Origin of the sequence: Variovorax brevis (genome assembly GCF_030317105.1) — a bacterium.
Classification (GTDB): domain Bacteria; phylum Pseudomonadota; class Gammaproteobacteria; order Burkholderiales; family Burkholderiaceae_C; genus Variovorax; species Variovorax brevis.
In genome coordinates this window covers 47,959-70,767 of sequence record NZ_JASZYG010000024.1, presented here as the reverse complement: position 1 = coordinate 70,767, position 22,809 = coordinate 47,959, and the positions used below count along the sequence as shown (strand labels likewise).

Here is a 22,809-nt window from a genome sequence, read left to right as displayed (position 1 = left end):
TGAAGGCCCTGAGATCTTGATGCTGTCCGCGGGCTTGTCAGCCTCTTCCGCTGCAAGGGTCCTGATCAGTTGGTCGAGGAACAACGGAATGCCGCTTGCCAACTGTTGCTCGGTGACGGCGCGCCGCGGCCGCTGCGCAACCTTTGACTTGCACCGTGCTACGAGTTCCTCCCGATGTTCGGAGAGAAAGTTGCGCATGCTTTGTTGGCTTCCTGGCGTTGGCCGGTTCGTTGACGAATGCAGTTCAAGGACGAACCACCTCAATCTCGCATTCTGCGGCACGGGCAAGAATTGTCTGTGCGCTACCGAACATAGCCAGGGCTTCAGCGCTCAACGGCAATCAAGTGCCACTCGTGCGATGTTCCCCTCGTGCCGTCGAGGTGGGCAGGAAGACGTCGCCCGCGTTGTCGATCTCGCCCCCCGATAGCGCGCGACCTGGCTTTGGTGATCAGGAAGATTGGTTTCCGCGCGCCGACTGCCTTGGGCGGGTGCATTGAAACGAATGTCTCCCCTCGAACTCCGAACCAGAGATGACGGGAATCGGCGCCAGGCTGCAGCGTTGGCACGAACCAGCCGCAGAGACTATCCTTTGGTTCAGTGGCTCGGCACGGGACGCCGCAAAGTGATACCTTGCAGTCAATGACCACCAAGGAACCCCTGATCGCTGTCGTGGATGACGAATCGGCCCTGCGGGTCATGCTGGGCCGGGTCCTGCGGCTTGCGCACTACCAGGTGGCTGCATTCGAGTCTGGTGAGGAGTTCCTGGATTCGCTCAACAGCCGCATACCGGCGTGCGCCATTCTTGATATTCACATGCCGGGGTTGTCCGGGTTCGAGGTGCAGTCCCGCCTTCACGCCGTGCACCTGCGCATTCCGGTCATCTTCATCACTGCCAGCGATGATGGTGCACTCGACCACTTGGGGCGCGACCCAGGCGCGGCTCGTCTGCTGCACAAGCCTTTCTCCAGCGACACATTGCTGCAAGCCGTCAGCGACGCTCTTGCGCAAGGATCAGCCCAAGACCGTTACGAAGCGTTGGGTCATCAAGACGTGAAAGTCGAGCGACCCTGATTCAACACGCCAGGGACTGCCTGCTCCGGAGGCGCTTGCAGCTGCCGCCAGACAAGCAGGGTTCCCGCCCGCAGGATCTCTGAGCGATTCGGCGGCGAACTTGCGGCCACTGCGTGGTCGACGCGAACCCACGCGAATGACTGACTGCCGTCCTGAAAATCTGACGAATGACGGGTGCTTCGCAAAGCTGCCCCTCGGCGTTTTCCTTGGTGGACGATCGGTTCGGGTTGCATCCCGTGATCCGTCGTGCTTCTGGCCAAGTCCGGCTCAGCGCGGCCCGCAGGACAATGCGCATCGTGATCGTTTTTGACATTCTTCCGTTGTTTGGCGTCGGGCCGCTGCGATTCGGCAGCGCGCGCGAAGCAGTGCGGAAGGCCCTGGGCGCCCCGCAGGACGAATCGCCTGGCCAAGTGCCAGGGCAGCAGCCGTTGATGACGGACGCATGGTGCGACGGACGCTTCAAAGTTCACTACGACGGCACGAGCGTGGCGGCATGCCGCGTCGGGATGACGCTGGATCCGCGCTTTGGGCCCCGACTCTATGGCTTGATGGTTTTCGCCGTCCCGGCCGCGATCCTGCTCGATCGCCTGGCTGCGCACACGCACATGACCCATGAGCTTGCACCGGGTGACGCCTGTGGCCCGCAGGCGTGCGTATTTCCTGCACTGGCCCTGGCGTTGTGCCGCAGCCGGCGCGAAGACACCTATTTTTCCCGGATCTGCGTTGGCAACTCCACACCTCGCAAGCGGCACGACGACTGAGGCCGGTCGACCCCATCGTGCGTGCTCCATGACGATTGCAGTCATCCATGGTCGCCAAGCCTCAGGACGGCTGTCGCTGCAAAGCGCAACGTGCTGACTGTCGCTTCATCGACTTTCGCATCTCCTTCCATCACGCTGTCGACACTGTCGCTGTTCGATGCCTCGCGGCAACCGGCCGCTTCAAGCTTCCAGCGCCGCGTCACGGCTTGCGTGTTCCGGCGCAGCGCAACCTTCGGGATCCCGGGCGAGCGCGGGTGTTTGCTGAACTGAACCGGCGCGAGGCCAAGGTCTTCATTCACCCGACCAACCCGCATTGCCTGTGCTGCCCGTGCTGCCCGGGGGCAGGATGCGGCGTCCCTTCCGCCGATAGGCTATCCGCTGCCCATGATCGAGTTCATGTTCGAGACGACCGCGCGCGGTCTTCAACCTCATCCTGTCAGGCACGCTCACGCGCTACCCCACCATCAAGATCCTCGTTCCGCAGGCCGGCGCAACGACTCCGGTCCTGGCCGGTCGCGTCGCGGGCCTGTCACCCGCATTGGGCGGCCCGACAAGCTGGACGTGCCACGCTTCTACCAAACCCTGCGCGGCCTGATGCACCGCCCACTGACCGAACACTGGCATGGCCGGCATGTCCTGGCACCTCAACAGTGCAAGATGAAAGAGCCGGTGGTCTCAAGGCACCGGGCCAGTCAAGGCCCCGGTGTTCAAATTTCCTCACCCTGGTGATTTGCACGGGCTCATGCGTCGAGTCGGCATGACATCAAGAGGGCGCGGCCTTTTCGGAGCGCTGCGCATTGACGACATACGGCGGAGTTCGCCCGCCAGCAACATCCAGCACCGCGCGAAAGGCGCTCTCCGCCAGGCGGCGCATGCACTCGTCGGTGAAGCAGATGCCGTGCGGCGTGACGATGACGTTGTCGAGCTGCAGCAGCGGATTCGACACGGGCGTCGGCTCCTCCTCGAAGACGTCGAGGCCGGCACCGGCGAGCCGGCCGCTGGCAATCGAATCATGGAGCGCGCGTTCATCGACGATCGGTCCGCGCGCGGTGTTGATCAGGTAGGCGCCCGGCTTCATCATGCCGAGCAGGCGGGCGCTGACGAGGCCGCGGGTCGCTTCGCTGAGTGGACAGTTCACGCAAAGGAAGTCGGATTCCCGAAAGAGCGTCTCCATGTCCACAAGGCGCACGCCGAGCTCCGCAGCCAGGCCCGCATCGGCGAACGGGTCATGGGCGATGCCGTTCATCTCGAGTGGGCGCGCCAGTCGAAACAGCTCGGCGCCGATATTGCCCAGCCCGATCGAGCCCAGGGTGTGCCCGGTGAGGCCGGTGCCGATGTGATCGATCTTCTCGCTCCAGCGGCCGGTGCGGGTGAGCCTGTCCTTGATGAGCACCTTCTGCGCGAGCATCAGCACGAAAGTCAGCGCCGAGGTCGCGACCGGGCGGCGCACACCGTCGGGGGCGATCGTCAGCAGCACGCCGGCCGCTGTGCATGCAGGCACGTCGATGGTGTCGTAGCCGACGCCCAAGCGCGCGATCAGCTTCAGGCGGCGATCGGACCCCGCCAGGCTCGCGGCCGTCACCCGGGTCAGCATCGCGCAGATCGCGTCGTAGCGCGCCGCCTGGGCGGGCGTGACGCCCCCCGGCTCCTGCGCCATGTATTCCCATGCGATGCCGTTCGCGTCGAGCAGGCCGAGCACCTCGCGGCCGAAGACCGGCTCGCCGTTCGAGCCGAGGACATCTGAAGTGATACCGACCCGAAATTTGCTCATCGACAAGTTCTCCTGCCCATCGGCCGGTGTTCACATTGCGGCGGTGAAGCCACCATCCACCGGCATCACCAGACCGGTGACGTACGAAGCCTCGTCCGAAGCCAGAAACACTGCTGCCGGCCCGATCTCCTGCAGGCTGCCCCAGCGTCCGGCCGGGGTCCGCTTGCAGACCCAATCGTTGAACGCTGCGTCGGCCAGCAGGGGCGTGTTCATCTCGGTGGCGAAGAAGCCCGGCGCGATGCAGTTGACGGTGATCTGGTCGGGCGCCAGCTCGACGGCCAGTTGCCGGGTCAACGCATGCACGGCACCCTTGCTCGCAACGTAGGCGCTGCGGCCGGCGCGCCGGGGCGCCATCGACTTGGCCGCTGCCTTGCACAGCACCCAGACCGAAGTGAGGTTGGTGCCGATCACGCGCTCGAAGTCGTCGCGCTCGAAGGCGCCGATCGGCGAGCGATGGTTGATGCCGGCGTTCGCGATGAGGATGTCGAGGCGCCCGTGGCGCGCGACGATGTCCGCCACGCAGGCTTCGGCGGCTGCCGAGTCGTTGACGTCGAACGCGGCCGCCTCGCCGGACAGACCTTGCGATTGCAACTCAGCCGTCCGTGTTGCGAGAGCGATGCCGTCACGGGCGTTCAGCACGACGTGGGCTCCGGCGCTCGCGAGCGATTGCGCCATCGCCCAGCCGAGCCCGCGCGAGGCGCCGGTGACGAGCGCGATCTTCTTTTTCAAATCGAACATGCCGTGCCCTCCTCTAGTGGCTGCCGCGTCCTATCCGCTCGACGAGCCCGGCATAGGCCTGCTGCAGCAGGCCGCTGTCGGTGCCGCCGGCGATCATCGTGAAGCCCATGACACGCGCCCGATCGATCCACGCATTGTCGGTCGCCATGAATCCTGCCGCCTTGCCATGCCGGCGCGCGACCTCGGCCACCCTGCGCATCGCGGCGTCGAAGCGCGCATCCTGGAACTGCCCCGGAATGCCCATGAAATTGGACAGGTCGAAGTGACCGACCCAGAGCACGTCCACGCCGTCGACCGCCGCGATCGCCTCGACATCGTCGAGCCCGCGCTCCGTCTCGATCTGCGCAATGACCATGGTGCGCCCGTTGGCCTGCGCGATCTTCTGCCCGACATCGCCGCCGAGGTAGTCGCACTGCGCGAAAGCGAATGCCGCCCCGCGCCGGCCGACCGGTGGGTAGCGGCATGCCTCGACGACGGAACGCGCCTGCCCGGCCGACTCGACCATCGGGATCATCACGCCGCGCGCGCCCAGGTCGAGCGCCCGCGCGAGCCAGGTGTACTCGCCCCGGGGCACGCGCACCATCGGCTCGATCGGCAGCCCGCGACACGAGGCGAAAAGCCACTTCAGCGTCTCGTAGCCCAGTCCCGTGTGCTCCATGTCGTAGAGGACGAACCTGCAGCCCGCATTGACCAGGATGCTCGCCATGCCCGGCGAGAAGAACTCGAAGACCATCGCACCGGCCACGGTCTGGCCGGCAAGGATGTCCTTCTTGATGGCGTTCGGTGTCATCGGTGGGTCTTTCGGTGCGCCCCGACGGGAGGCAGCGAGCTTGGGCGCGACCGTCGTTTCATGACACAGGAGAAACACTCGGTTGACACGTTCTGGCTTCCACGAAAAGATGTATACGACCCAGTCCACGGCTCGCAGAAGCCGGCGTGGGGCCACCCAGGAGACAACCATGTACTTGCAGGTATCGACCCGTGCGCTTCGGCGCGGCCTGATGGTTCTGGCACTGGCGCTGCCGGCTCTCGCTTTCGCGCAGGCGCCGGTCACGCTGCACGGCGCCGTGCAGTTCAACGACGACCACGCCTTCAACAAGTCGTTGCTCAAGTTCGAGGAGCTGGTCAAGAAGTACTACGGCAAGCCGGTCAATTTCGTCCTCCACCGCAACAGCGAGCTCGGGCTGGAGAAGGACTATTTCGCCTACATGAACCAGGGCATCTCGGTCGACTACGGCATCGTGTCGCCGGCCCACATGTCGACCTTCGCGAAGGCCGCTCCACTGCTCGACATGCCCTTCCTGTTCCGAGACCTCGACCACTGGAACAAGGTGCTCGACTCGGACGCATTCCAGCCGATCGTCGACGAGGTGAGCAAGAAGGCCGACGTGCTGATCATCGGCTACGCCGGCGGCGGCACGCGCAACATCTTCTCGAAGAATCCGGTTCGCAATATGGCCGAACTGAACGGCCTGACGATGCGCGTGATGGGTGCGCCGATCCAGACCAAGATTTTCGAGGCGGTGACGGCCAAGCCAAGCGTCATCGCCTACAACGAGATCTACAACGCCATCCAGTCGGGCGTGATCCAGGGTGCCGAGAACGAGGCCGCGGGCATCGAGCAGATGAAGTTCTACGAGGTGGCGCCTGCCCTCTCGCTGACCCAGCATGCGATTACCGTGCGGCCCATCGCCTTCTCGGGCAAGACGCTCAAGAAGCGGCCGCCGGACCTGCAGGCCGCCGTGATCAAGGCAGGAAAGGAAGCGGGAAAGTTCGGCCGCGATCTTGAATCCGGCGAGGATGCCGGGAAGATCGCCGCGCTCGAGAAGGCCGGCAGGCTCAAGACGTATCCCTTCACAGAACGGCCCAAGATGCTGCAACTCGCCGAACCTGTGAAGCAGGCTTACGCCAAGGAAGTCGATGCGGTGGCCATCCTCGGTCGCGTGAACGCGATCAAGTAGTCCATCCGATCCAGAGGCCCCGGCGCGTGCGCGCTGGCATATTTTTTTGTGCCTGCCAGGAGCCCCCGTTGAGCAAATTGATCGATGCCTGGTACAGGTTGCTGAACGTGCTGATCGTTCTCGCCGTGGTGATCCTGATCATCCCGGTGATGGCGCAGATCCTGTCGCGCTTCACCGGCCTCATCCCCCGCTACATCTGGACAGAGGAGATGGCGCGCTTCTTCTTCATCTGGATGGTGATGCTGGGCGCGATGGTGGCAGCGCGTGATGGCACGCACTTCGACGTCGATGTGTGGCCGGACCTCAAGCCACGCGCCAACGCGCTCCTGCGCTTGGTCTCGTCGCTGTTCATGCTGCTGACGGCCGTCGTGTTCCTCTGGTGGGCGTGCAATTCACGTCCTTCGGCTGGAACCAGACCTCCGAAATCGCCGACCTGCCGATGTGGCTCATCTTCATCGCGTGGCCTCTGCTGGGCGTGACCTGGCTGCTCTTCATCTGGCAGGGGTGGGTCCGGGATGTTCGCCTGCTCGTTGAGGAGCCAGCACCATGATGTCTGCCAGCCTCACCCCGGGAATGGCAGCCATCGTGCTGTTCGGAAGCTTCTTCCTGCTGCTCGTGTTGCGCGTTCCAGTGGCCGTATCCCTCGCACTGTCCTGCCTGCCGGTGCTGCTGTTCGAAGACCGGCTGTCGCCCATGGTCCTCTTCAACGAGATGTTCAAGGCCTACAACTCGTTCATCCTGCTCGCGGTGCCCTTCTTCCTGCTCACGGCCAACCTGATGAACGTCGGCGGCATCACGGACCGCCTGGTGACGCTATCGCGCACGATGGTTGGCAACCTGCCCGGTTCGCTGGCACAGATCAACGTGCTGCTCTCGGTCTTTTTTGCAGGCATCTCAGGCTCCTCGACGGCCGACGCCGCCAGCCAGGGCAAGATCTTCATCGAGGCCCAGGTCAAGGAAGGCTACGACCTCAGCTTCTCGATCGCCATCACTGCAGTGTCTGCGGTGCTGGCGGTGATCATCCCGCCGTCGATCCTGATGGTGGTCTGGGGCGGTGTGCTGTCGGTGTCGATCGGCGCGCTGTATTTGGCCGGCGTCATTCCGGGGCTGCTGATCGGCTTGGCGCAGATGCTCACGGTTCACGCGTACGCGAAGATCCGCAAGTACCCGACGTACCGGCGGGCGACGCTGCACGAGTTCTTCGCCGCTGCTGCGATTTCAGTGCCCGCCCTGATGACGCCCTTCATCATCGTCGGCGGCATCCTGCTCGGCTGGTTCACGCCCACTGAGTCGGCCGCGGTCGCTGTTGTCTACGCCGCTGCGTTGTCGCTGCTGTTCTATCGGGAGATCAGTTCGCGGCAGCTCTGGGATGCTCTGCTGGACACCGGCAAGCTCGCCGGCGTCGCGCTGTTCTGCGTGGGCACCGCGTCGGTGTTCGGCTGGCTGCTGGCGTACTACCAGATCCCGCGGGCGCTGCTGGCCAACGTGCAGTCGTGGGGGCTCGGCCTGGCTGGCGTCGGCTTCTTCGTCGCCTTCGTGTTCCTCGTGGTCGGGTGCTTCCTCGACGCGATTCCCGCCATCATCATCGTCGGCACCACGCTGCAACCGCTCACCCAAGCGGTGCACATGCACCCCGTCTCATTCGCGATCATCGGCATCGTCGCCCTCGCCTTCGGGTTGGTCACGCCGCCCTATGGCATGTGCCTGATGATTTCCTGCGCGATCGCCAAGGTCCGGCTGCGCTACGCGCTGAAAGATACGATCATCATGCTGGTGCCGATGCTGCTGGTGCTGGCGATGTTGATCATCTGGCCAGACATCGCGCTCATCCTGCCGAAGATCGTTTCTCCCGAGTTCCTCAAATGATCCACTTTTCGCGCCTGCCTGGTTTCGGTGTCGAAGCCGGGGACATCGCCCTTGCCGAACTCGGCGATGACCAGTTTGGCGAACTCGAGCGCGCGTTCTATGAGCACCACGTCCTGGCCGTTCGTTCGCAGTCGCTCAGCCCCTCGCAGTTCGTCGCATTCGCGCGTCGCCTCGGCCCGCCACAACCGCACGTCATCGATCAGTTCCATCACCCCGACGATGCCAACATCCTGATCCTGTCGAACGTCAAGGTCGACGGCCAGCCCACCGGGCTGCAGGATGCAGGATCCTATTTCCACACCGATTACTCCTATCTGCAGGTGCCCGCGCGGGCGACCACGCTGTATTCGCGCGTGGTGCCGAAGGTGGGCGGGAACACGCTGTTCGCCGACCAGCAAGCCGCCTACGACGATCTGCCGGAGGCGATGAAGCGGCGCGTCGAGCCTTTGCGGGCGATTCACCACTATGGCAACCGCCACGACCTCGACGAGCGCAGCCGCACCGCGGCGTCAGTACTCAGCGACGAGCAGAAGGCAAAGATGCCGGTCATCACGCACAGGATTGCGCGGCCCCATCCGGTGACGGGCAGGAAGACGCTCTATGCCGTCTCCGGCAGCTCGTTCGGCATCGTCGGCATGCCGGACGACGAGGCGCGCGATTTGCTCGACGAACTGGCTACCCACGCCACCCAACCGTGCTACCAACTGAGCTTTCGCTACGGTCCGGGCGACATCGTCGTGTGGGACAACGCGGCGCTGCTGCACTCGGCGACGCTCATCGACCCTGACGACGCGCGCACGCTGTGGCGAGTGACGGTGCTCGAGCCTGCGCCGGATGCGGTTGCGCCGGAGGTGCTTGCCCGGTCGTTTGCAGCGCCGGACGGAACTCGCCAATAGTTGCCCGACGAACGCGACGCCAAACTCCACAGCTTCATCAGCGCCCTGCAAAGGCGCTGATGTCACCCGCGCGCACCTCACAACCGACGTGGCGCGCAACGCAACTGCCGACGGGACTTGCTGCGAAGCAATACACGCGGCACAGTCACGTTTCCATCCAAGCCGGAGCAAAGTTCTCATGCCAAAAGCCTACTGGGTCAGCGCGTACCGCGCAGTCAACGATGCCGACAAGCTCGCCGCGTACGCGAAGCTGGCGGGCCCCGCGCTCACTGCCAACGGCGCCCGCTTCCTGGCGCGCGGCGAACCGTCCAAGGTCTACGAACTCGGCCTGATGCAGCGCACCGTGCTGATCGAGTTCGACAGCGTGGAGCAGGCCATGGCCGCGCACGACAGCCCGGCCTACCAGGAAGCCCTGGCCGCGCTGGGCGACGGTGCAGACCGCGAGATCCGCATCATCGAGGGGATCTGAGCGGAGGGAAGGCAACTTCAGACTGAGGCTGCATGAATACGCATTGAACGTCGCCGTGTGATCGCCTGGATTAACGCGCCTGAGCGGAGCAATCGATGAAGAGATTCGTCGAAGGCGAAGACCCTAGCCACGTCACGCTGCTTCCCGAATGCCTTGAGCCTGCACAGGCCATGACAACCCGGTTCGTCTTGTCGAAGCGTCTGTAGAAGAACCCAAGTTGCGATGGTCGCCTGCTATCCGCGAGGACGTCACCGCGCCGTTGCACTGTTCGAACCACCTTGTGGTCGCTATCGCCGGGCAAACGCCGAATGTCCGCGATCGCCTGTACCAGCGATTCCTCAGTGACAACTCGATATCCTGCTGCAAACGCGCCGCGACAAGGCTGCCGAGAAACGCTTCTTCAGGCGCGTGCTCACTGCCTGCCCGGAGGCACCGCGCAAGATCGTCACCGATCTACTGCGCAGCTACCCGGCGGCCACGGCAGCCGGGATCGCGGCGCGGGTGAGCGTGCGGCACGTGTTCGTGAAGGACTGTGACCGCGTGAACAACCGAGATGAAAACAGCCATCCGCCCACTCCTGAGCGCGAGCGGCGCATGAGGCTTGCGCCTGCCTGGGCTTCAAGCTTTTCTGCCTGGCTTTGGCCCCATCCGTCAGCCCTTTGCACTCAAGCGCCATCTGGTGCGCGCATCGCTCTGCCGCAAGCAACTGGCCGCCCGCATCGAAGCATGGCGCCATTTCACCGGCGTCGCCGAAAATCCGTCCGTCGCATTCTGAGCAGCGATCCCCAGACCGTTTTCGCGCTTCGCATTCACCAACATGACAAAGCCACCATGAAGAACGACAAGTACCGACTTGAGACGCTGATCGGCGAAATGATGGCCTTCAAGGCATTCACCATTGCGATGGTGGCAGTCCATCCTGCGCCCGACCAACTCAAGCACGCGTTCAACGTGGCAACCGAGCAGATGATGGCGGATTTGCTCAATTACTCGTCTGTCTCAGAGGACATGATCGAGGGCCTGCGGGCCATGACGTACAGCCTTGAGGCGCTGATCGAGCACAGGCTCAAGGCTTGATCGAAGGCACCAAGGTCAGCCGCCAGGCGCCGAAAGCGCAACCTGCCCGCTTGAACGCCTGGTGCCACGGCCGGCGCAGGCGGACGCAATGGCCCCATCCCTGTCGGCCAGCAAGCGCCCGCGCCGAAAATCCTTGCGATAGCAAAAGTCGAGCTGCGCTGGCAACTCAGATACAGCGGAGCCGGATGGAACCAGTCCGGGTGCTACTCCAATGCCTTTTGTGAGGTGCCTGATGTCGTCAGATGCCAAGCCAGGCGCCGATCCGATGACCCCTCTTGAACTGCTTGAAGTCACCGACGCCTGCAGTCATTGCTGAGGCGCAGAGTTCGCCAATGCCGATGATTCTGGCCGCGCGCTTGGCCGCTGAACCGGAGCGCACATGCTGCCTGATCTGCCTGTCACACCAGCGCATTTGCCCATCAAGCTCCCGCCAATGCTCAAACGCACGCTGCATGACCAGACGTGCGGTCGCACTGAGTTCGTTGCGCGCGTCCTCGATGACGTCGGTCAGCACCGCTCGCAACACCTTGGAGCTCTGCCAAACGCCAGCCGAACTCCGTCAGCACACCGCGGATCTGGTTGATGCAAGCGGTGCGCTCTTCCTTCAGGCTTGCTCGCACACGATGCAGACTCATCACGTCTTGTTGCTCGGCACGAAGCGCATGCTCGGCCGCGACGCCGCCTCGCAAATCGCCGCCCGCTCGTGAACCTGGATGTGGCCGCCACGACAACGGCGCTCACAGCCGCGGCCCCAAGCTGCTGGACGACCTGAAGGAAGGCGACAAGGCCCGCTTCAATGCAGAAAGGAAGGACAGCGTGTACCTGGTCACTGCCATGCAAGTGCTGGACCGGGTTCCCGGCATCGCCGTCGGGCGTCAAAGGTAGGCGATGCCTGCAGCGGCGGCGTACAGGCCGGCTCCAAACACCGCGTGGTTCGCAAGAGTACGCACACAACTCCTGACAGGAGCCGTGGAGTTGGAGCCGGCAAAGCCAGGCCCCATGGCAGGTTGCATCACAAACAGCGGCACGACCACCGTGACCAATCCAAAGACCAGCGCTGGAAGGACAGTCGGCTGGCTTGCCCAATCGGTCCCTGCGAACGCAACGAGCACGGCGGCGCAGGCGATGCCGACCCCACAATGCGTGAGCCAGCCCAGCGGGTGTTCGCCTCGTACCGGTACCGCCTTGGCGAGGGACGGATGCGCAAACCGCCCTTGTGCCATCTGCCCGACCCACCTGCCAACCAGCCGCCAATCGGTGGCGGGTACTCCGAGTCGGGAGAGGATCAGCAGCCACATATCCATGACCGCTGTGGCGATTACGCCGATGAGGACAACGAGGCCGATGCCCGGGATTGACATGAAGGTCTCCTTTTTCATGGTGCGGCGCGGTTGCCGGGCCACGCCTGCGTGTACCCGACGCGCGCACGCGGGAAGTGCCGGTCCTTCCAGGTACCCTCAGGCGACGCAGCCGCAGCTGGCCGGATCGGCCGCGGCGCAATCACAGTTGGTGCAGTCGCCGCGAGCGCAGTCGCAACTTGCGCAGTTGCAAGTGACACAGTCGCAGCTGCCGCACTTGCAGGTGGCGCACGCGCAGCAGGTCGGTTGAGCGGCACCGGAGGAAGACGCGGCAGCTGGGGTGCAGGTGGAGAAGGAAGTCATCTGAAGGCTCCAGAAGGGGTTGGTATGGCCTTGATTCTTCGCGCGAAGACCGTTCTGGACTTGAATGAAGAGGCTGGATTGGCAGCCTTTTCATTCAACTCCCCGTTGGGCGGCCCACACGGCCAGGGCTTTCGTGGCAGGCGGGTGGTCGGTAGACTGGCGGCAGAGCCGTTCACCATGCGCACACAGCCCGCACCCCGCTACCGGGGCGATTTCGTAGCCTGGACCGGCGTCTGCGGGTTCATCGGCGAAGGCGGCGGTGCTCCCATTGAGCCGCACTCGCACTACGCCATCCAGTTGGTCCTGGGCGCGCCCGCGGGCCTGCGTGTGCAGCTCGGCCGGCACGGTGAATGGCAGGCGTGTGCCGCAGCACTGGTGCCGTCCCAGGCAGTACACACCATCGACGTGAACGACTGCGACATGAGCGTGGTTCTTTTCATCGAGCCGGAGACGCCTGAGGGGAAGGCGCTCGCCACTCGCCTGCAGCATGGGCTCGAGCTCATCGACACCGACACGGTGGCGGGCACTGCAAAGCGTCTCGAAAGAGCATGGCGGGTCGAGAAGAGCTACGAAGCGGTGCAAACGGTGTGCATGCAGCTTGTTCGGGACCTGTCCGGAGCGGCGTCGAGGGAGCCGTCCGACGCGCGCGTCCTCGCTGCCATCGAGTACATCCGCCAGCGGGTCGACGGGAGCGTGTCGCTCCCCGACGTGGCCAAGGCGGCGAATCTCTCGCCAGGGCGCTTCCGGCACCTGTTTGTCGAGGAAACAGGCATGCCCCTGCGCACTTACGTCCTGTGGCGGCGACTCTTGCACGTGTGGACACTGCTCATGGCCGGGGAAAATCTCTCGGCGGCGGCGCACGCGGCCGGCTTCGCCGACTCTGCACACCTGTCGCGGACGGCGCGAAGGATGTTCGGGCTGCCGCCCTCTGTATTGCAGATGCGCGGCCCCCTGAGCTCGCAGACGCGCGAGCAACATCACCTGGCCTGATCGACGGGGCCGGTGAGCATTCCCAGGAATGCGGCCAGGTCCTGAATGTCGGCGGCGAACGCGGCGGCCAAGGACCCAACCGCTTTCGGGCTCCCAGAGGCCGCCGCCACCGCGATCAGCGACCGGCTGAAGCGCTTCTCGAATCAATCCCGAAGTTCTATAGTGGCCGCCCGTGAGGTTGGCTGCCTGTCCGAAGGGCAACCAGCAAACGGGCAAGCAGGAGGCGGGCATCCGAACATCTTCGAATCGCCCTGCAATGGTTGAAAGCGAACTGCCAATGAGAAAAATCTCTTCGCACAGCCGCAAGCCATTGATCGCTGACGAGCCGCTCAGGCTGGCTGGCCTGGTGCTGGCACTGTCTGCAACCGGCAACGTCTGGGGCGCGTGCGCGACCAGCGGCCTCACGGTGACGTGCGACACGGGGGTTCCCAACCCCTGGACAACCCTCATTGGCAGCGGCCCGAACACGGCTACCGCCTTCACGGTGACGCTCAATCCCGGCGCACAGATCTCCGTCAGCAACGCAAGCGCGATCAGCCTGAACGATGGCGCGATCATCACGCTCGGCGATAACACGTCGGTCACCAACAATGCCACCATCGCCGGCAACAGGGGCCTGCACGGCGCGGGCGACAACACGATCGAGTTCGGCTCCAACGGCCGGCTCACCATCGGTAACGGCGCCAGCGTCTCTGCCATCGGCACGCAGAACATCGGCGAGCCGATCAACGTGATGGGCGTGGGCAATGTCATCACGAACGATGGAACGATCTCATCGCGCAGCGGGGCGGCCATCTGGTTCGAGGACAAGATCACGGGCGGCACCAACGCCATAGACAATTTCGGCATCATCCGCACCCAGCTCGGCACGAACTCCAACGTTATCGGCAACTCGAGCAATGGCAGCGTCACCTTCACCAACCGCACCGGCGCGCGCGTGGAGGGCAGCCTCTCGTTTGCTTCCGGCAACGACCAGCTCACGCTCGAAGCGGGCTCGGTCATTACCGGCAGCTTCAACGGCGGCGGCGGCACCAATACGCTGAACCTCAGCGGCGCGGTCGGCTCCTCGGACAGCCTGCCGGGCGACATCCGCAACTTCCAGACCCTGACCAAGACGGGGGGCGGCATCTGGACCTTGACCGGCTCCATCGGCGCCAACGGCGGCGGCGTGCCGCTGCAGGTGCTGTTGAGCCAAGGCACGCTGGCGCTCACGGGCAGTAATTCGTCCTTCAACGGCAGCATCACGGTCAACCCCGCCGGCACCCTCGCCGCGCGCGCGCAGAGCCTGCCGCCGCTGGTCACCGACAACGGGCTGGTGCGATTCGTGCAGGACAACCCGGGCACCTATACCGGGCGCATTCTGGGATCGGGCAGCGTCGAGAAGACCCTCGGCGGCACCGTCACCCTCTCGGGCGCCAACAACTACACCGGCGGCACGGCGATCCTCAGCGGCACGATCCTGATCTCGGCCGATGCCAACCTGGGCGCGGCAACGGGCCCCCTGACCCTGAACAGCGGCACCCTCGGCGTCACGGCCAACGTGACGACCGGGCGCGCCACCACGCTGGGCCCGGCCGGCGGCACGCTCGGCGCCGCGGCCGGCACCACCCTGACGCACAGCGGCTTCGTCACGGGCAGCGGCGACCTGAGCAAGACCGGTGCCGGCACGCTCGCGCTTACAGGCAGCAACACCTACGCCGGCACGACGGTGATCGAGGCCGGCGTGCTGCAGGTGGGAGCCGACATCAATCTCGGCGCGCCTTCAAGCAATATCCTGTTCAGCGGCGGCACGCTGCGCACCACCACCGACACGGCGACGGGGCGGGTGACCACGGTCGATGCCGACGGCGGCACGATCGAAACCGTTGCCGGGACCGGCCTCGCCTACAACGGCACCATCACCGGCCCCGGCACGTTGACCAAGATCGGCACGGGAACGCTGAACCTGACGGCCGCCAACAGCCAAGGCGGCACCGCCATCAACGCCGGCGTGGTCCAGATCTCCAGCGACGCCAACCTGGGCGCGCCGGCAGGCCAGTTGTCGTTCAATGGCGGCACGCTGCAGACCCTCAATGGCATGACCATCGCGCATGCCACGATGCTGAATGCGGGCGGCGGCACGTTTCAGGTGGGAGGCGAATCCGGGCAGGCATCGGCCCTCGTCTTCCATAACGGCCTCATCACCGGCCCGGGCGGCCTGGCGAAAACCGGCACGGGCAGCCTCCTCCTCAACGGCGCCAACAGCTATACCGGTCCTACCGCCGTCACCGGTGGCGTTCTCTTTGTCAACGGAAACCAGACCGCCGCGACGGGGCCGATGACCGTTACCGGCAGCAGCACCCGCTTGTCCGGCGCCGGCATCATCGGCGGCGACGTGACGATCACCGGCGGCGCGGCGATCGGGCCCGCCCTCCTGCCGTTCACCCCCGCCACGCTGACGATCAACGGCAACCTGACCCTCAGCGGCGATTCGGCCCTCTTCTACAACCTCGTCGAAGCGAACGTCGCAGGCGGCCCACTGAACGACCTGCTCGTCGTGGGAGGCAACCTCACGCTGGACGGCACCTTCAATGTGCTGGACCAGCGCCAGGAATTCGGGGACCTCGGCCCGGGCGTGTACCGCATCATCAATTACGGCGGGACGCTCACCGACAACGGCCTGACCATCGGCTCCCTGGTACAGCCTCCGACCACGCCCGTCGCTCCCCTGCCGCCCTTCATCGTGCAGACCTCGATCGCTCACCAGGTGAACCTGGTCAATGCGACCGGGCTCACGCTCAACTACTGGGACGGAGCCGCCGGTCCGAAGAACGACGGCCTCATCGCCGGTGGCAACGGCGTGTGGCAGAACCAGACCGGCAACGACAACTGGACCACGGCCATCGGCACGCCCAATGCCGCCTTCAGCAACGGGGACTTCGCAATCTTTGCCGGCGCGCCCGGCACGGTGACGGTCGATACCTCGCTCGGCGCGATCAATGTCTCGGGGATGCAGTTCGCCACCGACGGCTACCAGGTGCAGGGCGGCCCGATCCAGCTGGTCGGCACGGAAGGGGTCGTTCGCGTCGGTGACGGCACTTCCGCGAGCACCGGGATGACCGCGACGGTGAACTCGGTGCTGAGCGGCAGCGCCAGCCTGAGCAAGACCGACCTCGGTACGCTGGTGCTCAGCGGCGCCAACACCTACACGGGCGGCACCCAGATCAACGGCGGCGTGCTGCAGGTAGCCAGCGATGGGAACCTGGGCGATGCCGCAGGCGCGCTCGGCCTCGACAGCGGCACGCTTCGTACCACCGCGAACATGACGCTCGCGCGCGCCACCAGTTTGAACGACGATGGCGGCACCTTCGAGACCGCCCCCGCGACCACGCTGAACGTCGCCAGCGCGCTCGGCGGTGCAGGCGCATTGACCAAGACCGGCGCCGGCACGCTGCTGCTGAGCGCCGACAACACCTACGCAGGCGGCACCACGATCAGCGCCGGCACGCTGCAGCTCGGCAACGGCGGCACGACGGGCAGCGTGTCAGGCGCCATCGTCAACGACGCCACGCTGGCGATCAACCGCAGCAACACCCTGGTGCTCGGAGACGGCATCTCGGGCCTCGGCAGCCTGGTCCAGGCCGGCACCGGCACCACCATCCTGAGTGCCGCCAACACCTACTTTGGCGGCACCACCATCAGCACCGGAACGCTGCAGCTCGGCAACGGCGGCACCACCGGCAGCGTCGTCGGCAACGTCGTCGACAACGCCACGCTGGCCTTCAACCGCAGCGACCAGTCGATCTTCGCCGGCGTCATCTCGGGCACGGGAGGCCTCAACCAGGTCGGCAGCGGCACCACCATCCTGACCGGCAGCAACGGCTATGCGGGCAACACGGTGGTGTCGTCCGGCTCGCTCTACATCGATGGCGACCAGACTGCGGCCGCCGGCCCGACCAACGTCGCGAACGGTGCCCGGCTCGGCGGCAACGGCATCGTCGGTGGAGCCGTGGTGATTGCCGACGGCGCCACGCTGGCGCCAGGCATCTTGCCCGGGACCCCGGCCACCTTGACCATCAACGGCAGCCTGAATCTCAGCGAGAACTCGATCCTGGCCTACAACCTGGTCGAGGCCAACGTGGAGGGCGGCCTGCGCAACGACCTGACGGTAGTGCGCGGCAACCTCACGCTCGACGGCGTCATCAACGTCATCGACGAAAACCAGACCCTCTTGCCGGGGGTCTACCGCCTGATCAACTACAGCGGCGCGCTCACCAACAATGGCCTGAGGATCGGCAACTTCACGCCGGATGGCAGGGCGCTCACCGGCCCCATCACCGGCTTTGCGGTTCAGACCGCGGTGAGCCGACAGGTGAACCTGGTCAGCACGTCCGGTCTCGCCCTGACGTACTGGGATGGCACCGCCGGCCCGAAGAACGATGGCGTCATCAATGGCGGCAACGGCTTCTGGCGGCGCTCGGACTCACCGAACGACCAATCCAATTTCACCGGCTCGGACGGCGCGGTCAATGCCCCATGGTCCACCGGCGGCTTCGCCATCTTCACCGCGGCGCCGGGGACCGTGACTGTCGATGCCGAAGGAGGACCGAACATCGAGGTCTCGGGCATGCAGTTCGCATCCGACGGCTATGTGATCCAGGGCGATCCGATCGCCTTAGTCGGCGGCAGTCCGGACATTCGCGTCGGCGACGGCACGGCACAAGGGGCGGGCATCACGGCCACGATCAATTCGGTCATCACGGGCGCCACGGCCTTCAACAAGATCGACTCGGGCACTCTCGTCCTGGGCGCCGCCAACACTCTCGTGGGCGGGATCAACGTCCTGGGCGGCACGCTGCAGATCTCGAGCAACGCGAACCTCGGGGAGGAGAGCGGCCGCCTGACGCTCGACAACGGCACGCTCAGGACCACGGCCGACATGCGCCTGGTCAGCCCGACGGGGACCAATCGCGCCGTGCAAGTGGGCCCGGACGGCGGCACCTTTGAAACGCAGGGCGGAACGACGCTCACCGTGCCGGGCGCGATCGACGGCACGGGCTCGCTTGCCAAGACGGGGGACGGCACGCTGGTGCTCGCCGCCAACAACATCTACAGCGGCGGCACCACGATAAGCGCGGGCACTTTGCAGCTCGGCAATGGCGGCACGACGGGCAGCGTCGTGGGCGCCATCGTCGACAACGCCAGGCTGGTCGTGAACCGGTCGGACACTTTTACCTTTCCGGGCGCGATCTCGGGCACCGGCTCGCTGGAGCAGGCCGGTCCCGGAGGCCTCATGCTCATCAACGAGAACACCTACACCGGCGGCACGACGATCAGCGCTGGCACGCTGCAGATCGGCGACGGCGGCACGACCGGCAGCATCGTCGGCAACGTGGCCGGCAACGGCACGCTCGTCTTCAACCGGTCGGATGTGGTCACCTTCTCCGGCGCGGTGTCCGGCACCGGCAGGCTCGAGCAGCAGGGCTCGGGCACGACGATCGTGACAGGTAGCAGCACCTACACGGGGGGCACCACGGTCAGTGCGGGGACGCTGCAGATCGGCGACGGCGGCACCACCGGCAGCATCGTCGGCAATGTGGCCGACAACGGCACGCTCGTCTTCAACCGGTCGGACGCAGTTACTTTCTCCGGCGCGGTGTCCGGCACCGGCAGGCTCGAGCAGCTGGGCTCGGGCACGACGATCCTGACGGGTAACAACACCTACACGGGCGGCACCACGGTCAGCGCGGGCACTCTGCAGATTGGCGACGGCGGCACCACCGGCGCCATCCTCGGCGATGTGCTCAACGAGGGCATCGTCGTCATCAACCGCGCCGACGACCTCGTCTACGGCGGCGTGGTCTCGGGCATCGGCTCGGCGATCAAGGCCGGTGCCGGCAGGTTCATCGTGACCGCCAACCAGACCTACACCGGCGGCACGACCATCAGCGGCGGCGCGCTGCAGATTGGCAACGGCGGCACCAGCGGCAGCGTGCTCGGCGACATCGTCGACAACGCCGCGCTCGTCATCAATCGCTCCGACCAGGTGGTGCTCAACGGCACGATCTCGGGCACCGGTTCGTTCGAGCAGGCCGGCACCGGCACCACGGTATTCGGCGGAGCGAATACCTATACGGGCGGCACGCTGATCAGTGCCGGCACGCTGCAGGTCGGCAACGGCAGCGTCATCGGCAACCTCGTCGGCGACGTGGTCGACAACGGCATCCTGTCCTTCAATCGCGCCGATAGCCTCACCTATTCGGGCACCGTTTCTGGCAGTGGCGAACTGGTGCAGGCAGGTCTCGGCACGCTGATCCTCACTGCAAGCAACAGCCACACGGGTGGCACCGCGATCGAGGAAGGAACGCTGCAGATCTCCAGCGATGCGAATCTGGGTGCGGCCACGGGCGACCTGCGGCTGTCCGGCGGCACGCTGGTCACCACGGCCACCATCAGCTCCTCCCGCCCGACGGTGCTCGCGCAGCGCGGCGGCACCTTCGCCACCGCGGTGGGCACCACCTTGACCATGACAGGCATCGTCGACGGCGCCGGCGGCCTCACCAAGAGCGACGCGGGCGGCCTGGTGCTGACCGGCGCCAACAGCTATGCAGGGCCGACGACCGTCACCGCCGGCACACTGCTGGTCAATGGCGACCAGACCCTGGCGACAGGGCTGGCGACGGTGCAAGCCGGGGCGAGGCTGGGCGGCATCGGCAAGCTCGGCGGCAGCCTGGTGGTGGCCGACGGCGGCACCCTGGCGCCGGGCCAATCGCCGGGCACGATCACGGTCAACGGCGACCTGAACCTGAGCCCTGGCTCGGTGCTCGACTACGAGTTCGGCCGCTCAAATGTTGTGGGCGGCCCCTTGAACGACCTCACCGTGGTGGGCGGCAATTTGGCACTCGACGGCACGATCAACGTGACGATCTCGCCCGGCGGGCTGTTCGACCCGGGGGTCTACCGCGTCATCAGCTATGCCGGCACGCTGACCAACAACGGCTTGCAGGTGGGCACCATTCCCTCGCCAACCTACAGTGTGCAGACATCGATCCCGAACCAGGTGAACCTGGTCAACACAACCGGGCTGACGCTCAACTTCTGGGACGGCGCCGCCGGCGCGCGCAACGACGGCCTCGTCGCCGGCGGCGACGGCCTGTGGCAGCACGCCAGTGGCAACGACAACTGGACCACCGACACCGGCACGCCCAATGCAGGCTTCAGCGACGCCGCCTTCGCGATCTTCATGGGCGCGCCCGGCACGGTGACGGCCGACCCTTCGCTCGGCGCGATCAATGTCTCGGGGATGCAGTTCGCGACCGGCGGCTACGTGGTGCAGGGGCAGTCCATCAACCTTGCGGGCAGCGCGGCGACGATCCGCGTCGGCGACGGCACCGACGCCGGCCTCGGCATGACGGCGACCATCAACTCGGTGCTGACCGGCAGCGCGGTTCTGATGAAATCCGACCTCGGCACGCTGATCCTGAGCGGCGCCAACACCTACACCGGCGGCACCGAGGTCAACGGCGGCGTGCTTCAGGTGGCCAGCGACGCCAGCCTCGGCGCGGCCGCGGGATCGCTCAAGCTGGATGGCGGCACGCTGCGCACCACCAGCAGCTTCGACAACTCCCGCGCGACCATCCTCGGCGCCCTGGGCGGTACCCTCGAGACCGCCAACGATTCGACGCTCACACTGAATGGCCCCATCTCGGGCGAGGGCAGCTTCACCAAGGCCGGCGACGGCACGCTGATCCTGAGCAGCGACAACAGCTATGCCGGCGGCAGCCAGGTCAAGACTGGCGTGCTCCAGGTGGCCAGCGATGCGAACCTCGGCGCGGCTGCCGGAGCGCTCGGGCTGGACGGCGGCACGCTACGCACCACCCGCAGCTTCACCAGTTCGCGAGTGACCACCATCGGCGCCGCAGGCGGCAGCTTCGAGACCATCAACGGCACGACACTCACGCTGAACGGCGCGCTGTCGGGCACGGGTGGCTTCACCAAGGCCGGCGACGGCACGCTGGTATTCACCGCCGACAACGCCGGCTACGCCGGCCCCGGGCGGATCGCCGCGGGCACCCTGGCGGTCGACGGCGCGCTGGGCAGCCTGATCGATGTCCAGGCCGGCGGGAGGTTGGAGGGCAATGGCCGCGTCGGTGGCATCACCAACAGCGGCGTCGTGGCGCCCGGCCGGAGCTTCGGCGTCCTCACCGCTGCGGGCAACTATGTCGGCAACGGCGGCCGGCTCGAGATTGAGGCGCAGCTCGGCGGCGATGCTTCGCCTGCCGACCGGTTGGTGATCGGGGGCGGCACCTCGGGCGGCACCCTGGTCATGCTGCTCAACCGCAACGGCCCCGGCGCGCAGACCGTCGAGGGCATCAAGGTCATCGACGTCGCCGGTCCCTCCGACGGAAGTTTCACGCTCGAAGGCGACTATATCTTCCAGGGGCAGCCGACGGTGATCGCGGGCGCCTACGGCTACCAGCTGCAAAAGAACGGCATTGCCAGTCCGAACGATGGCGACTGGTATCTGCGCTCCACGCTGCTCGAGCAGCCGGACCGGACGCCGCCACCGCTTTTCCAACCGGGCGTACCGGTCTACGAGGCCTATCCACAGACCCTGCTGGCGCTCAACGGCCTGCCCACGTTGCAGCAACGGGTCGGCAACCGGACCTGGATCGGCGACCGTCCCGATGGCCGCGGCGCCTGGATCCGCACCGAGCGCTCGAGCGATCGTCCAGATGGGTCGGTCTCGACCAGCATGATGGAGCGCAAGACCGACCGCTGGGAAGTGCAGGCGGGCATCGAGACTGAGCTGGTACGCGACGGCCAGGAGAGCGTGCTGATTGGCGGCATCACCGCGCACTACGGCAAGGCAGACACCGACGTCCGCTCGATCTATGGCGACGGCACCGTCAAGACCGAAGGCCATGGGGCGGGCCTCACGCTCACCTGGTACGGCCCGCAAGGCGTGTACGTCGATGCCCAGGCGCAGATGTCCACCTTCCAGAGCGATCTGCGCTCGGTCACCCTCGGAAACCTCGCCAAAGGAAACGACGGAATCGGCAAGACGTTCAGTGCCGAGGCCGGCCAGCGCATCCCCGTGAATGCCAACCTGAGCGTCACGCCGCAGGTCCAGTTGCAGTACTCGAGCGTCGACTTCGACCGCTTCACCGACCCGGCGGGCGCAGTGGTTTCCGCGAGCAGCGGCGACAGCCTGAGAAGTCGGCTGGGGATTTCGCTCGATCGGCAGGACCGCTGGGCCGGCAATCGTCGCAGCCATGTCTATGGCCTGGTCAACCTCAACTACGAATGGCTCAACGGTACCCGCGCGGATGTCTCCGGCACGCCGATCATCAGCCGGGACAACCGCTTGTGGGGTGAGTTCGGCCTGGGCGGAAGCTTCAGCTGGGTGGACAGCCAGGTCATTCTGTACGGAGAGGTTTCGGTGAATACGCCGATGCAGGACTTCGGCGATCATTACAGTGTCAAGGCAGCGGTCGGCGTTCGCATCGGCTTCTGACCGGGGTTCCGGCCCGCCTGCGCACAAAGCTGCATGCAATCGAATTTCGACT

At 65.7% G+C, this 22,809-nt stretch carries 15 protein-coding genes and 2 pseudogenes; 11 read left to right on the top strand and 6 right to left on the bottom strand.

Annotated elements, in window-relative coordinates:
- Positions 1–198 (bottom strand): annotated as a pseudogene (locus tag QTI66_RS34910) (sensor histidine kinase); the annotation flags it as partial.
- Between the two features lie 441 nt (positions 199–639).
- Here QTI66_RS34910 and QTI66_RS34905 point away from each other — a divergent pair.
- Both QTI66_RS34905 and QTI66_RS34900 read left to right on the top strand, forming a co-directional pair.
- A complete protein-coding gene (locus QTI66_RS34905) occupies positions 640–1,071 on the top strand; it encodes a response regulator transcription factor (protein ID WP_286564958.1) in 432 nt (143 codons plus the stop codon).
- Positions 1,072–1,367: 296 nt separating this feature from the next.
- Positions 1,368–1,832, top strand: coding sequence for a hypothetical protein (locus tag QTI66_RS34900; RefSeq protein ID WP_286564957.1), 465 nt, complete (start codon positions 1,368–1,370; stop codon positions 1,830–1,832).
- A gap of 763 nt (positions 1,833–2,595) precedes the next feature.
- Here QTI66_RS34900 and QTI66_RS34895 read toward each other — a convergent pair.
- Genes QTI66_RS34895 through QTI66_RS34885 form a run of 3 tightly spaced genes read right to left on the bottom strand, consistent with a single transcriptional unit; the run spans position 2,596 to position 5,131 of the window.
- Positions 2,596–3,603: an NAD(P)-dependent oxidoreductase gene (locus QTI66_RS34895; protein ID WP_286564956.1), complete on the bottom strand. Its 1,008-nt coding sequence runs from the start codon at positions 3,601–3,603 to the stop codon at positions 2,596–2,598.
- A 30-nt stretch (positions 3,604–3,633) separates the two neighbouring features.
- Positions 3,634–4,341 carry an SDR family NAD(P)-dependent oxidoreductase gene (locus tag QTI66_RS34890; RefSeq protein WP_286564955.1) on the bottom strand — a complete coding sequence of 236 codons (708 nt, stop codon included), beginning with the start codon at positions 4,339–4,341 and terminating at the stop codon, positions 3,634–3,636.
- Positions 4,342–4,354: 13 nt separating this feature from the next.
- A complete protein-coding gene (locus tag QTI66_RS34885) occupies positions 4,355–5,131 on the bottom strand; it encodes an HpcH/HpaI aldolase family protein (protein WP_286564954.1) in 777 nt (258 codons plus the stop codon).
- A gap of 169 nt (positions 5,132–5,300) precedes the next feature.
- On the opposite strand from QTI66_RS34885, the gene QTI66_RS34880 reads away from it, so the two are divergent.
- The 7 genes and pseudogenes from QTI66_RS34880 to QTI66_RS34850 all read left to right on the top strand — a co-directional run bounded on the left by QTI66_RS34880 (position 5,301) and on the right by QTI66_RS34850 (position 10,610).
- Positions 5,301–6,302 (top strand): TRAP transporter substrate-binding protein, encoded by a 1,002-nt coding sequence (locus QTI66_RS34880; protein WP_286564953.1) that lies wholly within the window; start codon positions 5,301–5,303, stop codon positions 6,300–6,302.
- 68 nt (positions 6,303–6,370) lie between these two features.
- A complete protein-coding gene (locus tag QTI66_RS34875) occupies positions 6,371–6,781 on the top strand; it encodes a TRAP transporter small permease (RefSeq protein ID WP_286564952.1) in 411 nt (136 codons plus the stop codon).
- Positions 6,782–6,848: 67 nt separating this feature from the next.
- A complete protein-coding gene (locus QTI66_RS34870) occupies positions 6,849–8,168 on the top strand; it encodes a TRAP transporter large permease (protein ID WP_286564951.1) in 1,320 nt (439 codons plus the stop codon).
- Positions 8,165–9,064 carry a TauD/TfdA dioxygenase family protein gene (locus QTI66_RS34865; protein ID WP_286564950.1) on the top strand — a complete coding sequence of 300 codons (900 nt, stop codon included), beginning with the start codon at positions 8,165–8,167 and terminating at the stop codon, positions 9,062–9,064. The genes QTI66_RS34870 and QTI66_RS34865 overlap by 4 nt, the downstream gene beginning before the upstream one ends.
- Positions 9,065–9,242: 178 nt before the next feature.
- Complete coding sequence (locus QTI66_RS34860) at positions 9,243–9,533, top strand: DUF1330 domain-containing protein (RefSeq protein ID WP_286564949.1); 291 nt, start codon at positions 9,243–9,245, stop codon at positions 9,531–9,533.
- Positions 9,534–9,878: 345 nt separating this feature from the next.
- Positions 9,879–10,308, top strand: a pseudogene (locus tag QTI66_RS34855) (DDE-type integrase/transposase/recombinase); the annotation flags it as partial.
- A gap of 56 nt (positions 10,309–10,364) precedes the next feature.
- A complete protein-coding gene (locus QTI66_RS34850; RefSeq protein ID WP_286564948.1) occupies positions 10,365–10,610 on the top strand; it encodes a hypothetical protein in 246 nt (81 codons plus the stop codon).
- 238 nt (positions 10,611–10,848) lie between these two features.
- Here the strand turns inward: QTI66_RS34850 and QTI66_RS34845 are convergent, their stop codons facing one another.
- A complete protein-coding gene (locus QTI66_RS34845; protein ID WP_286564947.1) occupies positions 10,849–11,124 on the bottom strand; it encodes a transposase in 276 nt (91 codons plus the stop codon).
- Positions 11,125–11,485: 361 nt separating this feature from the next.
- On the bottom strand, positions 11,486–11,989 hold the full coding sequence (locus tag QTI66_RS34840; protein WP_286564946.1) for a DUF2938 family protein: 504 nt from the start codon (positions 11,987–11,989) through the stop codon (positions 11,486–11,488).
- A gap of 306 nt (positions 11,990–12,295) precedes the next feature.
- On the opposite strand from QTI66_RS34840, the gene QTI66_RS34835 reads away from it, so the two are divergent.
- Together QTI66_RS34835 and QTI66_RS34830 are read left to right on the top strand one after the other, a co-directional pair.
- Positions 12,296–13,261, top strand: coding sequence for a helix-turn-helix domain-containing protein (locus QTI66_RS34835; protein ID WP_286564945.1), 966 nt, complete (start codon positions 12,296–12,298; stop codon positions 13,259–13,261).
- 277 nt (positions 13,262–13,538) lie between these two features.
- Positions 13,539–22,757 carry an autotransporter-associated beta strand repeat-containing protein gene (locus QTI66_RS34830; RefSeq protein WP_286564944.1) on the top strand — a complete coding sequence of 3,073 codons (9,219 nt, stop codon included), beginning with the start codon at positions 13,539–13,541 and terminating at the stop codon, positions 22,755–22,757.
- Positions 22,758–22,809 lie beyond the last annotated feature (52 nt).